The following is a 13,767-nucleotide window of genomic DNA, read 5'->3' on the forward strand; positions in this document are numbered from 1 at the left end:
GATTTACAATTCGATTCCCATAAAACTCATGAAGGCAATACCCATCAATCCAGTGATGATGAAGGTAATACCCAATCCGCGAAGAGGTGCAGGCACATTGCTGTAGCGAATCTTTTCTCGGATAGCAGCAATGGCCACGATGGCCAAGAACCAGCCCACTCCAGAGCCCAAGCCAAAAGCAGTTGCCTCGATGATGGTGGGATAATCACGCTCTTGCATAAATAGTGCTCCCCCGAGGATAGAACAGTTTACGGCGATAAGTGGCAAAAAGATCCCCAATGCACCGTATAGTTCAGGAGCGAACTTTTCAACGACCATCTCCACCAGCTGAACCATAGAGGCGATTACGGCGATGAACATGATGAAGGAGAGGAAGCTCAAGTCAACGGTTGCAAACTCTGGTCCGAGCCATTTTAAGGCTCCTTCTTTCAAAATATAGTTTTCGAGTAACCAGTTGATCGGAACGGTGATCCCCAAAACGAAGATCACGGCAGCACCCAATCCAACACCGGTTTTTACCGTCTTCGATACAGCCAGGTACGAACACATACCCAAGAAGTAGGCGAAGATCATATTGTCTTCAAAGATCGACTTGACGAATATGTTAACGAGTTCTTGCATGGTCGTAATCTTAGTTTTCTTCGATCAGTTGGCGATTGCGGGCGCGCTGCACCCAAATGATGATTCCCACGGTGATCAGAGCCATGGGCGGCAACAACATGAGTCCGTTGTTTACGTATCCCATGGTATAAAGGCCTGATTCACTACCTGCAGTGGCATTTCCGAAAATATTGATCTCGAACAACTGACCGCTTCCAAATAGTTCGCGGAAGAAGGCGACTGTGATCAATATCCAGGCATAACCTGCGGCGTTACCTACTCCATCGAGGAATGAGCGCCACGGGTTGTTACCCAGAGCAAAGGCTTCGAAACGTCCCATGATGATACAGTTGGTAATGATCAACCCAACAAAAACTGATAGCTGTTTGCTTACGTCGTAAACGAAGGCCTTCAATACTTGGTCAACCAAGATCACCAAGCTGGCCACTACGACCAACTGAACAATGATTCGAATTCGGTTCGGAATCAAGTTCCGAAGCATCGAGATCACCACGTTACCAACGCCCAAAACGAAGAATACGGAGAGCGACATTACGATCGCAGGCTCTAGTTTCACCGTTATGGCAAGCGCTGAACAAATTCCCAATACCTGCACGGTGATCGGATTGTCGTCGTTCAACGGCGTGGTGAGGAGTTTTCTATTTTTCTTGGAGAAGAGGCCTTCCTTTTCGGTCACCTTGGTTTCGGTGGTCTCTTCAGCGACTTCTTTCACTTCTGTGCTCATAGTCGTTATTCTTGTGCGTTCATCGTCATTTGCCCACCTTCAATCTTATCGAAGTAAGGCAAGTAAAAAGAGATACAGTCTTCGAGCATGTTGTCCACACCATTACTGGTGATGGTTCCGCCCGAAATTCCATCAACTTCGTATTGTCCAGAGGCGCCGCCTTTAACGACCGCTACACTCACGAATTCTCCGTTATCGAAGATCTTTTTTCCAACGAATTGATCTTGGAAAAAGCCTTTGTTGATCTCGGCACCGAGACCCGGAGTTTCTGTTTTGTGGTCGAAGCTAGCACCGTAAATGGTGTTGAGATCATCTTCCAAAGAGATATAGCCCCAGATAGGACCCCACAAACCTTTACCTCGCAAAGGAACGACGTAGAAGGTCTTTCCATCTTTCTCGGCGATGTACAACGGCCAAGTTTGCTCTTCGCGAGGCAGTTTAACTTGCTTAGCGAGATTGATCTTAAAGGCCTCACCTTCCACTTCCTCTCCACTCACGTTCAACACGATCTGGCGCTTTACGAACTCGGGGAAGATCTCCGCAGCCTTCTCGCGAGAAGTCTCACCTTTATCGAAACCGATGGTGGAGAGAATATCTTGTTTCTTTTCATTCTCAATGTTCTTATCCTGCATGGGCTTCAAGCTGATCGCCGCTGCGGAGAGAATGACTCCTACGACCACCACCATCGCAGTTGCGAAGATGAAGGTGTAACTATTCTTATTAACGTCTACTGCCATGGTCTTAAGCTTTTGCAGTGTTCATTCGTTTCATGCGCTTTTTAACATTGGCTTGAACCACGTAGTGGTCGATGAGCGGCGCAAAGACGTTCATCAATAAAATGGCCAACATAATTCCTTCGGGATAAGCAGGGTTGAATACGCGAATCATGATTGCGAAGAATCCTACCAAGAATCCGTAGATCCACTTTCCTTTGGTGGTTTGTGCAGCAGAAACCGGATCAGTGGCCATAAAAACCAATCCGAATGCGAAACCACCGATCACCAAGTGCTCGTACCACGGTGTGGCCATGAGCAAGTTCACCGAGAACGCATTGAAGATGAGTCCCATAAGAGATGCTCCCAACAATCCGCTCAACATGATTCTCCAGCTTCCGATTCCAGTCCAAAGCAAGAATGCCGCACCGAGTATAATGGCCAAGGTGCTCGTTTCACCAACTGAACCCGGGATAAGTCCAAGAAACGCCTCCATTGGGGTCCAGCTGTCATAGCCAGTCCCGGCGGCGGCCTGAGACAAAACTTCCTTTGCGGCCGCGAGGCCGCCCAAAATAGTCTCACCCGAAATCGCATCCACAGTACCGGCATCGGCCACCCATACCGCGTTTCCGGACATGTACGTCGGGTAGGCGAAAAACAGAAATGCACGCGCGGTCAGTGCGGGGTTCAAGATGTTCATACCGGTTCCACCGAAAACCTCTTTACCGATGATCACGGCAAATACGACGGCGACGGCCAACATCCACAAGGGCAAGTCAACCGGCATGATCAAGGGAATCAACATTCCCGTTACGAGGTACCCTTCATTGACCTGGTGGCCGCGAATAATGGCGAACAAGAACTCGATTCCAAGACCTACTCCATAGGAGATTACGATCATGGGGAGTACTTTCCACAGACCGAACAAGAATGCACTCATCAAAGTGAATTCTTCACCGAGTTGAGAGTAATGCTGGAATCCAATGTTGTACATTCCGAACAACAACGACGGTACGAGCGCTATGATCACGAAGAACATCGTTCTCTTCAGATCGATTCCGTCGCGAATGTGAGCACCGCTGTGGGTCGTTTCGCCCGGAACAAAAACGAACGTTTCGAATGCATCGAGTGCCGGGTGGAACTTCTCGAATTTTCCGCCCTTCTCGAAGTTGGGCTTTATACCGTCAAAGAAATTGCGCAATAGCTTCTTCATCGTCCTTATTTCTTTATGACATTTCGTGTTTGATGGTGTCCAAACCTTCGCGAATGGTCTTCTGTAGATCCATTTTCGAAGTACAAACCACTTCGCAGAGCGCAAAGTCTTCTGGACTCACTTCGTAAATACCCAACTGCTCCATCGCTTCTACATCGCCGACCATGATCGACTTGAGAAGCTGCTGCGGATAAATATCCATCGGTAATACTCTTTCGTACTCCCCGGTTACCACGAATGCGCGTTTTTCACCGTGCATGTTGGTATCGAGCGCATACTTCTTACCCGGCATCATCCACGAGGGGAAGGCACGAGAAATACTGAATTTATCGAATCCAGGGGCGATCCAACCAAACAATTCGGGTTCATCCCCTTCCGGTATAGCAGTGACTACATGATCGTAAAAACCGAGATATCCATCTGCACCCACCTTGGAACCGGTCAGGACATTACCCGAGATCACGCGAATATTTCCTTCTTTCAGATTTCCTTCGAGCATCCTAGACAACTGTACTCCCGTTACAACCTTGAAGTAACGCGCTTGGTTCACCTCGGATCCGGCGACGGCGATCGTGCGAGATGCATCGTATTTTCCTTCCGCGAAGAATCGTCCGATTGTAGCGACATCCTGAGGATTCACATACCATACGACCTCACCTTTATTGATAGGGTCTATGTGGTGGATCTGGATTCCGACGTTTCCTGCCGGGTGAGGACCCGTTACATTGTGTCGCTCAACGCCTTTAGCTTCAGTAAACACTTTGGCAGGAGCACTTTTACCGCGAACCGAAAGGTGAATTTTCCCTTCGGTCAAACAGCTCAAAGCATCGATACCGGCCTGAAAATCGGTTTCGCGACCTTCGAGCATGAAGTCGTAATCGGGAGCCAATGGGGCGCTATCGAATGCCGAAATAAAAATCGCTTTGGGAGCATCATCCGGATTTGCGGTTACGTCGTAGGGACGCTGGCGCAACATGGGCCACAATCCTGCATCGAGCATCAACCCGGTCACCTTCTCTTTGCTGAGATCGGCCTGAGCTCCGGTTTCGAACTGCTTATAGCGAACTTCTTTATCGGCCAAAATCTTGACCTCTAAAATCTTTCGCTTATTACCGCGTTTGATTTCTGCGATCTCGCCACTCACGGGAGCGGTAAAACGCACGCGTTCCTCGTCTTTACTGTAGAATAGTTGATCTCCGGCAAGCACCTCATCGCCCTCAGCTACGAGGAGTTTCGGAACGACACCATGAAAATCAGTGGGCTTGATCACGTAGGTTTCTGAAGGAGACACATCGCCGTACACTTTGTCGGCTGCTCCAACGAGCTTGATGTCGACCCCACGCTTAATCTTAATGTCTTTAGACATTGAAATATGGAATTAATTCGCTCTAAAAGGGACGGCAAAATTATTAAAAAAGGCCAATGTTTTTAACTTTTACCACTATTTTGTGCGCCGCGTCACACAGCGCCTAATTAAAACGTTTATGAAGCGACTGCTGTCTCTGCTTTTAGTGAGCTTTACCTTTTTTTCCTGGGCCTCTCGGCCCGATGCATATCCCGCGTTCAATGACGACCAAGAGATGCGCTATGATGACTTCGTTTACCAGGAGTACATCGAAACGGTGCTTTTGTACAACGTTAAGGATAGTTTGGGCTTCCCAATGATGCGTCTGGGCCAAGGAGGTCGAATGAGGTTACATTTCGATGACTTGGTGGGAGACTTTCAGCGCTATTCGTATACCTTTATACATTGTAATTTCGACTGGACCCCCTCTCAATTGTCCAAACAAGAATACCTCGTTGGTTTTGGCGACAACTTTATCGACAATTACGCCTTTTCCTTTAACACGATCGTCCCATACACACACTATCAACTCGAATTCCCGAATAGCAATGTTCGCTTTCTTAAATCGGGTAATTACCTACTCAAAGTGTACGCGAACAACGACCCGAATCAGGTGGTCCTTACCCGTCGATTCATCATCTGGGAACCTATTGTGTCTGTCCCCATGCAAGTGCGCCGACCAACCGTGGTCGAATACCGGGACGAATATCAAGAGGTCGACTTCGAATTGAATCACAGAGGATACAACATCCCCTATCCTTTTCAAGATCTACACGTGGTGCTCGTTCAAAACCGTCGCTGGGATAATGCCATATACAACCTTCAACCGCTATTCGTTCGCGATGGATCGCTATCGTACAACTACGAATACGAAAACCTCTTCTTAGGCGGAAACGAATACAGGTACTTCGACACCAAAGACCTCATTACCTTTCAATCGAGAGTGAGCCAAATAAAATTCGACACCCTTTTTCAGGTACTGGTCACGCCCGATCAACCCAGGCGATTCAAGACCTACAGCTTTTGGCCAGATGTCAATGGTCAAAGGGTGATCCGAAATGTTCGCGACCGTAATCCGCACATCGATGCCGATTACGCCATGACGCATTTTAGGCTTTTCATGCCCGAACCAACCGACGAAGGCAATATTTATGTGTACGGAGGACTAAGCGATTGGCGAATAGACCCAAAGTACATGATGCGCTACAATTACCGTCGCGGGGCCTATGAAGCTCAAATCCTGCTGAAGCAAGGCTACTACAACTACGAATACGTGCTGGTTCGCGACGGTAATGCCAAGGTCGATCCCTCCTTTATTGAAGGAACTCATTACGAGACCGAGAACCAGTACTCCGTGTTGGTCTATCACCGCGAAATGGGCCAGCGGTACGATAGACTCGTTGGTTTCTCGTCGGTAAATGCTACGGAGTTTTATTGAACCGAATGTTTATCTTCGGTAGGTGGCAAAGAAGAACGAAGAACTCACGATTTTACCGGATAACCGGCCCGCTCTCAAAGGTGAGGAGTGCCTGAATTGCGGTACACCCCTCGAATACAAAGAGAACTATTGCCATTATTGCGGTCAACGGAACAACCAGCGCCGGCTGAGTTTTTGGGATGTCATTTCCGAGAGCTTTAAAAGCTACTTCTCAGTAGATAACCGGGCCATTCATTCCCTTATCCCGCTTCTCACAAAACCGGGAAAACTAACGCGCGAGTTCGTCGAGGGAAAACGACAACAGTACGTTCACCCGATTAGGATATACCTAACCATTTCAATCGTTTATTTCTCGCTCATTAGTTTGAGTAACCTCTTGGGCCGACCCGAGCTAGGCCTGGTGCGTATCAATGAAAACAACAAAACCACCATTCGGTTCGATAGCTCCGACCAAAACTTCATCATCAACGATTAGGATGCAGAAAAAAACTTGAAAAGGATCTTGAGAATACTCAAAATCAGGCCGTATTCGCTCCTATTTCCCTAAGCCGGTCAGAAGTTGCCGATACGGCTAAAACAGAAAGCTCTTCAACCTCGAAACCGGGCTTTGGCACTAGCGAATGAACCAACGATGCATTGGATTCAGCACAGGCTCAACTGGATGAAGAACTGAAGTCCATTAAGCCCACTTGGGACACCATCCCCAATGATGGACCCTACTTACATCCCAAGGGCTACTACCTTGAGGAAGACGAGACCTTGGGGCGAATCAACCGATTCATTGAAGATCACGATACGGTCGATGTTATCACAGGACTAGATTACCTAGAACTTGAGAACAGTCGCTGGAATCGTCTGATGTATATCGAGCTTCAAAAAGGACGAACTCTGGAATGGAACAAGTTCCTGAACTATTTCGTGGGCAAGTTGCCCATCATCATTTTCCTTTTTCTTCCGCTTTTTGCGCTCTCCTTCTGGGCCGTGTACATACGGCGCGACTATTTTTACATTGAGCATCTCATCTTCCCGGTCCACGTTCAGACCGTTTTCTTCATCATGTTGATCTTGCAGTGGTTGATCAATTTTAGTTGGCCCGAATTAGATTTGAATGGCCCCATAATGCTCCTTTTCATCGTGTAAGCTTTATTAGCGATGAAGCGATTCTACAAACAAGGATGGATCAAAACCGCGTTGAAGTTCGTACTCGTGAACTTGGGCTTTTTGGTTTTCGGTACGGTGTTTTTCTTACTTGCCTTCGGAGTCGTTTTTCTCCTTTACTGATAATTGCTATACTTGATTCGTGGTAACGCGAATTACATCGGGAATCAAGATCTCTGTAGAGACCCAATACAAAGGCCGCTTCGTGAGCTCGGACGGGCCCCTTTGGGTGTTTCATTACCACGTTACCATTACCAACCAAGGAGATCGTGCAGTGAAGTTGCTTCGCCGACAATGGAACATCTGGGACAGTGGTGCGGCACCGACCGAAGTGGAAGGCGACGGAGTTATTGGACTTCAGCCCGAGATGTCCCCGGGCGAGTCGCACAGTTATCAAAGTGGATGTCACTTGCGATCGGGAATTGGCTACATGCGCGGAGCCTATCGAATGAGAGATCTGGTGACCGGAAATTTTTTCGAAGTGGCCATCCCCCTCTTTCAACTGATCGCACCACAACGAATGAACTGACCTCAGGCGACCGATTTTGACCCTGATGTTTCATAAGTTTGTGGCTCATTACACTGCGAACTTAAAAATCATATCATGCTTAAAGGATTTTTCAATGTGCCGGTCGCGACCAACGAACCGGTATTATCCTATGCTCCCGGCACTTCAGAGCGAGCAGAATTAGAAGCCGAATTGAAACGTCAAATGTCGGAGATAGCCGATATACCTATGGTCATTGGAGGTAAGGAGGTCCGCACTTCCGACGAGGTCGATATTCGTCCGCCTCACGATCATGCCAAGGTAGTTGGGAAGTATTCCCGAGCCGAAAAAAAACATGTAGAACAAGCTATTGAAGCGGCCTTGGCCGCGCGTAAGCAATGGGCCGAATTGAGCTGGGAGCATCGCGCTTCCATTTTCTTGAAAGCCGCCGATCTATTGGCCGGTCCGCACCGCGCCAAGATCAATGCCGCGACGATGATCGGTCAAAGTAAGAACGCGTTCCAGGCGGAGATCGACGCAGCCTGTGAGTTGGTCGACTTCTTCAAATTCAACGTGGAGTACATGGCTCAGATCTACTCAGACCAGCCCGACTCGGCTCCGGGAATGTGGAACCGCATGGAGTATCGTCCACTCGAAGGTTTCGTTTACTCTATCACTCCTTTTAACTTCACTTCAATTGCGGCGAATCTTCCGGCATCTGCAGCCCTGATGGGTAATGTGAACATCTGGAAACCATCGGATAGTCAAGTATACAGCACGCGGATCATTCTCGATCTCTTCAAAGAGGCCGGGGTTCCGGACGGAGTCATTAACGTAGTATACGGAGACCCTGCCATGATCACAGAAACCCTGCTAAGTCATCCCGATTTCGCAGGAATTCACTTTACGGGATCGACTTCGGTGTTCAAAGGCCTTTGGAAGCAGATCGGTGGAAACATAGACACGTACCGCAGCTATCCGCGTATCGTGGGTGAAACCGGCGGAAAAGACTTCATCGTGGCCCACCCGAGTGCTGATGCGACCGAAGTGGCTACTGCGATGGCTCGCGGAGCATTCGAGTTCCAAGGTCAAAAGTGTTCAGCGGCGTCACGCGCTTACCTACCCGCTTCAAAAGCTCCACAAATGCTGGAGATCCTGAAGGAGCAGGTCGACAGCTTTGACATGGGATCACCACTCGATTTCAAGAATTTCGTCAATGCGGTCATTCACGAAGGTGCGTTCGACAAGCTCGCAGGTTATATTGATCGCGCCAAGGAAGATTCCGACGCCGAAGTGATCATCGGTGGAGGCCACGACAAAAGCGTGGGCTACTTTATTGAGCCTACCGTCATTTTGACGCCCAACCCAAAGTACACGACCATGGAAACGGAACTCTTTGGTCCGGTTTTGACCGTTTACGTGTACGAAGATGCGGAATGGAACGATATGCTGAAGCTGGTCAACGAGACCTCTCCCTATGCCTTAACGGGAGCTATTTTCAGCAACAACCGCTACGCTGCCGAAGAGGCGACCAATGCATTGGTCGATTGTGCGGGTAACTTCTATATCAACGACAAACCCACCGGTGCCGTAGTAGGTCAGCAGCCCTTTGGTGGTGCTCGCGGATCGGGAACCAACGACAAGGCGGGGTTAATGATGAACCTCATGCGTTGGGTCAGTGCTCGTACGATCAAGGAGACCTTTGTTCCACCTACCGATTACCGTTACCCCTTCATGGGATAGATCATGAAGAAGTGGTTCGATCGCATACCATCCTGGCTGAAAAACCGCTACCTTCTGGTAGGAGCGGTTTTTCTGGTCTGGATGCTGTTCATCGACACCAATTCATGGTGGTTTCACCGCGAGCTCAACCAAGAGATCGACGAGCTCGAAGAAGCCATGGACTATTACCGCGAGGAGATCGATCGCGATAGCACGCTTTTACACGAACTCGACAGCAGTCCGGAGGCTTTGGAGCGCTATGCACGAGAGCGCTATCGCATGAAAAAAGAAAACGAAGATTTATTCATCATTTCCGAACCAAAGGAAGAAGACAAATAATGGATACAGAAAATGTTGGCGTTGGCTCCCGGGTGGAGCACGAGCGATATGGCGAAGGCGTTATTAGCGCCGTAAACCTGAGCACCTACGAGATCTTTTTTGAGCGTGGGGGCAAAATGGAGATCAGCAAACACAACGACGAATTAGAGATTACCGATGTGGTGAATAACGACGGAGGTGGCCATCGTGCCGCAGGCACTGGAATTCGTTTAGAAGACCTGAGACAAGTCATTGTTGACACCCTCGATCAATTCGGACATTTGCAGGAAGTCGTAGAACTCGGCGATCGCTGGCACGGTGGCACCATGATCCTGAAGCCTGCCAACGAAGAGCTACAAAGCAAAGAGGTGCCCATTGAAACGTTCTTTCACAAGATCGTGATGATGCGGGATCGAATGCGGGTTCTAGAACAACACATAAATGCAAACAAGAACATGAGCGATGAGGAAAAAGTGGATCTGCAACAGTACATCACGCGATGCTACGGCAGTTTCACGACCTTCAATATTCTGTTCAAAGACAAAGATCAACAGTTTTCGAGTAAAGGATAAATCATGAGTGACAGCGGGCTATTTTCGGAGTTTCAGGGGACCTCCCGGTCCGATTGGCAAGCGAAGGCCGAGAAAAATCTTCGCGGCGTGCCGTTGAGCGATTTGGAACACATTGACGAAGATGGCATCACCATTCGACCGTATTACACCGAAGAAGATCGTCCGCCCGTAGCACTGAGAAAACGCCCGGGACGTGGCACGGCTAACATTCAGGAAATGCCGGTTCTCGATGAAGGTGAAGCCAATAGTGCCGCCCTCGACTATTTGAATAGAGGGGCGACCGGCCTTCTCTTCTACCTTTTGCCAGAGGTAGACCTCACGAAGCTCTTGGCGGAAATCCATCCGGAACACTGCGAACTCCATTTCGTACAGGAGGGTAATGGCGCTCTACTAGCAGAAGCGCTCGGGTCGTATTACGAGTCACAAGGCTACGACCACACCAAATGTCGGGGGTCCATTAACGTTGACATTCTCGAGAATTTAGCCAGAACCGGAGATTGGTTCAAAAGCGAAGATGAAGATTGGATCAATTTGACCGCCCTCGTCGATCGGGTAGATTTTGCTCCATGGAAGACCTTGTGCGTGAATGCCAACCTATTCAATAACGCCGGTGCCACACCGGCTACCCAGGTCGGTATCGCATTGAGCATGTTGCACGAATACTTGGTTCGATTTGGAGAGATTGCTGCAGAAGCGCACTGGCTCAATATGGCGGTCGGAACGGATTATTTTCACGACATCGCAAAGCTGAGGTCGGTTCGCCAGTTGTGGTGGTTCTTACTGGAGCAATACGAGTTTGATGCGGTTTCGTACCCGTTACACCTCCATGTAGAAACGGGATTGCGCGATAAGACCATTTACGATCCGTACAACAACATGCTGCGAAATACATCGGCCAGTATGGCGGCCATGGTTGCCGGGGCCGATAGCATCAGTGTAAAGCCTCACGATGTGGCCTTTAAAGACCCTACCGAATTCAGTGAGCGCATTGCGCGGAATATCCCGTTGATATTGGAGCACGAAAGCTACTTCGGCGAATTTTCGGATCCGGCAGCGGGCTCTTATTTCATCGAAAATTTAACTGCCGAGATCTCGAAGAAGGCATGGAGTGTTTTCAAGGCTATCGAAAGTAAAGGCGGATTCGTTGAAGCTTTGAAAATCGGTTGGCTGCAGGGTCTGATTCACGATCAGGCCGCCGCCGAAAACGATCGCGTTTCATCTTCTGATAAAAAGGTGCTCGGGGTCAACCTATATCCGAAAGACGACGAGAAGATGTCCGAACAAGTGGACCGCGCAATGTTCTGTAGCGAACCGCAACAAGATACTGAGGTCGAACCGATTCGAATGCAACGCTGGAGCGAAGCATTGGAAGCCAAAAGATTGAACGATGAAGCGTAAGGAGTTCAGCGAGATAGAATATCGACCCGGAGCCGCGAAGGAACCCATCGCGCCGCAGGCGCATGAAGGCTTTGCCGCAGGATTGCCTCCCTATTTGCGCGGCCCGTACACCACTATGTACGCCAGCCGCCCGTGGACCATTCGCCAGTACGCGGGCTTTTCGACCGCCGAAGAGTCCAATGCCTTTTATCGACGCAACCTCACGGCAGGGCAAAAAGGTCTTTCAGTGGCCTTCGACCTGGCCACCCACCGCGGGTACGACAGCGACCACGACCGAGTAGTTGGCGATGTGGGAAAGGCGGGTGTAGCGATCGACAGCGTGCTCGATATGAAGATTCTCTTCGATAAGATCCCGCTCGATAAGATGTCGGTTTCGATGACCATGAACGGTGCGGTAATACCGATCATGGCCTTTTTTATCGTAACGGCCGAGGAGCAAGGTGTATCGCGCGAACAGCTTAGCGGCACTATTCAGAACGACATTTTGAAGGAGTTCATGGTGCGGAATACCTATATATATCCGCCTCAGCCGAGCATGCGTATCATTGCAGATATCTTCGCGTACACGGCGGAGCACATGCCGCGATTCAACAGTATATCGATCTCGGGTTATCACATGCAAGAGGCCGGTGCCACGCCGGAGATCGAGTTGGCTTACACGCTGGCCGACGGACTCGAGTATTTGCGCACGGGACTTGCCGCGGGTTTAGAGATCGATGTCTTTGCGCCTCGGTTGAGCTTTTTCTGGGCCATCGGAATGGACCATTTTACTGAGATAGCCAAAATGCGTGCGGCTCGCATGTTGTGGGCCAAACTCGTGAAACGGTTCGATCCGAAGAACACAAAGTCAATGGCGCTGCGGACTCATTGCCAAACGAGCGGGTGGAGTTTGACCGAGCAAGACCCGTACAATAACGTGGCCCGAACCGCCATTGAGGCCATGGCTGCCGCTTTTGGTGGCACCCAGTCGCTGCACACGAACGCACTCGACGAGGCCATTGCGCTTCCGACCGACTTTAGTGCTCGAATTGCACGGAATACCCAAATTTACCTTCAGGAAGAAACCGGGATCACCAACGTCGTTGACCCTTGGGCCGGAAGCGATTTCGTAGAGCGAAAGGCCGCAGAGATCGCCGAATCGGCTTGGGCGCTGATCGAGGAGGTGGAAGAACTTGGAGGAATGGCCAAGGCCATTGAGAATGGCTTGCCCAAGATGCGCATCGAAGAAGCAGCTGCCAAGAAGCAGGCGCGCATTGACGGCGGTAAGGATATATTGGTAGGAGTGAATCGCTACCGCACCAATACCCATAACCCCATGGATATCTTGGATGTGGACAATTCCGCGGTTCGCGAATCGCAGATCAAGCGATTGAATTCCATGCGCGCCGAGCGCGATGAAAAAGCCGTTCAGACTGCCCTGAAAGCCTTGACGGAATGCGCTCGAAGCGGTGAGGGCAATCTGCTCGACAAGGCCGTCGACGCCGCTCGCTTAAGAGCAAGCCTCGGCGAAATCAGCGATGCCATGGAAGAAGTATTTGGCCGGTATACGGCAAAAATTCAAAGCATAAGCGGCGTGTACAGTAAAGAGATCGATCAAGACGACAGATTCAAGAACGCTCAGAAATTGGCCGATGACTTCGCCGAGAAAGAAGGTCGGCGCCCTCGCATCATGATCGCAAAGATGGGTCAGGACGGGCACGATCGCGGAGCAAAGGTGGTGGCCACGAGTTTTGCCGACCTCGGCTTCGACGTCGATGTTGGACCACTTTTCCAAACCCCAATGGAAGCCGCCAAGCAAGCCGTAGAGAACGACGTACATATTTTGGGTGTGTCGAGTTTAGCGGCCGGACACAAAACCTTGGTGCCTCAAGTGATCGCAACTTTGAAAAAGCTCGGCCGCGAGGATATTCTCGTGATCGCAGGAGGCGTTATTCCACAGCAGGATTACGACTACTTGTTCAAAGCCGGCGTTTCCGGTGTATTTGGTCCCGGTACGGTGATCGCCGAGGCAGCTGCCGATATTCTCACTAAATTGATCGAAACTATCGATTAATTGAG

Annotated in this window: 14 protein-coding genes; 9 read left to right on the plus strand and 5 right to left on the minus strand. The window is 49.8% G+C overall.

Annotated features, from left to right (window positions below):
• Positions 1-3: 3 nt before the first annotated feature.
• Genes nqrE through J4F31_03935 form a run of 5 tightly spaced genes read right to left on the minus strand, consistent with a single transcriptional unit; the run spans position 4 to position 4,637 of the window.
• A complete protein-coding gene (gene nqrE / locus J4F31_03915; GenBank protein MCE2495717.1) occupies positions 4-621 on the minus strand; it encodes an NADH:ubiquinone reductase (Na(+)-transporting) subunit E in 618 nt (205 codons plus the stop codon).
• 10 nt (positions 622-631) lie between these two features.
• A complete protein-coding gene (locus J4F31_03920; protein ID MCE2495718.1) occupies positions 632-1,345 on the minus strand; it encodes an NADH:ubiquinone reductase (Na(+)-transporting) subunit D in 714 nt (237 codons plus the stop codon).
• A gap of 5 nt (positions 1,346-1,350) precedes the next feature.
• On the minus strand, positions 1,351-2,082 hold the full coding sequence (gene nqrC / locus J4F31_03925) for an NADH:ubiquinone reductase (Na(+)-transporting) subunit C (GenBank protein ID MCE2495719.1): 732 nt from the start codon (positions 2,080-2,082) through the stop codon (positions 1,351-1,353).
• A 4-nt stretch (positions 2,083-2,086) separates the two neighbouring features.
• Complete coding sequence (locus tag J4F31_03930; GenBank protein ID MCE2495720.1) at positions 2,087-3,271, minus strand: NADH:ubiquinone reductase (Na(+)-transporting) subunit B; 1,185 nt, start codon at positions 3,269-3,271, stop codon at positions 2,087-2,089.
• 13 nt (positions 3,272-3,284) lie between these two features.
• A complete protein-coding gene (locus tag J4F31_03935) occupies positions 3,285-4,637 on the minus strand; it encodes a Na(+)-translocating NADH-quinone reductase subunit A (protein ID MCE2495721.1) in 1,353 nt (450 codons plus the stop codon).
• A 118-nt stretch (positions 4,638-4,755) separates the two neighbouring features.
• Between J4F31_03935 and J4F31_03940 the strand changes: the two genes are divergently transcribed.
• From J4F31_03940 to scpA, 9 genes are all read left to right on the plus strand, one after another.
• A complete protein-coding gene (locus J4F31_03940; protein MCE2495722.1) occupies positions 4,756-6,054 on the plus strand; it encodes a DUF5103 domain-containing protein in 1,299 nt (432 codons plus the stop codon).
• A gap of 22 nt (positions 6,055-6,076) precedes the next feature.
• Positions 6,077-6,529, plus strand: coding sequence for a DUF3667 domain-containing protein (locus J4F31_03945; GenBank protein ID MCE2495723.1), 453 nt, complete (start codon positions 6,077-6,079; stop codon positions 6,527-6,529).
• A gap of 161 nt (positions 6,530-6,690) precedes the next feature.
• Positions 6,691-7,194 (plus strand): hypothetical protein, encoded by a 504-nt coding sequence (locus J4F31_03950; protein ID MCE2495724.1) that lies wholly within the window; start codon positions 6,691-6,693, stop codon positions 7,192-7,194.
• A gap of 160 nt (positions 7,195-7,354) precedes the next feature.
• Positions 7,355-7,741, plus strand: a complete 387-nt coding sequence (apaG, locus tag J4F31_03955; GenBank protein MCE2495725.1) for a Co2+/Mg2+ efflux protein ApaG — start codon at positions 7,355-7,357, stop codon at positions 7,739-7,741.
• A 75-nt stretch (positions 7,742-7,816) separates the two neighbouring features.
• The gene (pruA, locus tag J4F31_03960) at positions 7,817-9,442 is read left to right on the plus strand and encodes an L-glutamate gamma-semialdehyde dehydrogenase (GenBank protein MCE2495726.1); all 1,626 of its coding nucleotides are present in this window, start codon (positions 7,817-7,819) and stop codon (positions 9,440-9,442) included.
• Positions 9,443-9,445: 3 nt separating this feature from the next.
• Entirely contained in the window at positions 9,446-9,760 is a 315-nt protein-coding gene (locus J4F31_03965; protein MCE2495727.1) for a septum formation initiator family protein, read from the plus strand.
• Positions 9,760-10,311, plus strand: a complete 552-nt coding sequence (locus J4F31_03970; GenBank protein MCE2495728.1) for a hypothetical protein — start codon at positions 9,760-9,762, stop codon at positions 10,309-10,311. The genes J4F31_03965 and J4F31_03970 overlap by 1 nt, the downstream gene beginning before the upstream one ends.
• Positions 10,312-10,314: 3 nt before the next feature.
• Positions 10,315-11,709: a hypothetical protein gene (locus J4F31_03975; GenBank protein ID MCE2495729.1), complete on the plus strand. Its 1,395-nt coding sequence runs from the start codon at positions 10,315-10,317 to the stop codon at positions 11,707-11,709.
• Positions 11,699-13,762: a methylmalonyl-CoA mutase gene (gene scpA, locus J4F31_03980; protein ID MCE2495730.1), complete on the plus strand. Its 2,064-nt coding sequence runs from the start codon at positions 11,699-11,701 to the stop codon at positions 13,760-13,762. The genes J4F31_03975 and scpA overlap by 11 nt, the downstream gene beginning before the upstream one ends.
• Positions 13,763-13,767 lie beyond the last annotated feature (5 nt).

This window comes from Flavobacteriales bacterium, assembly GCA_021296215.1.
Classification (GTDB): domain Bacteria; phylum Bacteroidota; class Bacteroidia; order Flavobacteriales; family ECT2AJA-044; genus ECT2AJA-044.

What these genes read in the sequence shown, in the direction of transcription:
- nqrE (MCE2495717.1), bottom strand. Translation starts at nt 621, where the DNA reads ATGCAAGAACTCGTTAACATATTCGTCAAGTCGATCTTTGAAGACAAT.
- J4F31_03920 (MCE2495718.1), bottom strand. Translation starts at nt 1,345, where the DNA reads ATGAGCACAGAAGTGAAAGAAGTCGCTGAAGAGACCACCGAAACCAAG.
- nqrC (MCE2495719.1), bottom strand. Translation starts at nt 2,082, where the DNA reads ATGGCAGTAGACGTTAATAAGAATAGTTACACCTTCATCTTCGCAACT.
- J4F31_03930 (MCE2495720.1), bottom strand. Translation starts at nt 3,271, where the DNA reads ATGAAGAAGCTATTGCGCAATTTCTTTGACGGTATAAAGCCCAACTTC.
- J4F31_03935 (MCE2495721.1), bottom strand. Translation starts at nt 4,637, where the DNA reads ATGTCTAAAGACATTAAGATTAAGCGTGGGGTCGACATCAAGCTCGTT.
- J4F31_03940 (MCE2495722.1), top strand. Translation starts at nt 4,756, where the DNA reads ATGAAGCGACTGCTGTCTCTGCTTTTAGTGAGCTTTACCTTTTTTTCC.
- pruA (MCE2495726.1), top strand. Translation starts at nt 7,817, where the DNA reads ATGCTTAAAGGATTTTTCAATGTGCCGGTCGCGACCAACGAACCGGTA.
- J4F31_03965 (MCE2495727.1), top strand. Translation starts at nt 9,446, where the DNA reads ATGAAGAAGTGGTTCGATCGCATACCATCCTGGCTGAAAAACCGCTAC.
- J4F31_03970 (MCE2495728.1), top strand. Translation starts at nt 9,760, where the DNA reads ATGGATACAGAAAATGTTGGCGTTGGCTCCCGGGTGGAGCACGAGCGA.
- J4F31_03975 (MCE2495729.1), top strand. Translation starts at nt 10,315, where the DNA reads ATGAGTGACAGCGGGCTATTTTCGGAGTTTCAGGGGACCTCCCGGTCC.
- scpA (MCE2495730.1), top strand. Translation starts at nt 11,699, where the DNA reads ATGAAGCGTAAGGAGTTCAGCGAGATAGAATATCGACCCGGAGCCGCG.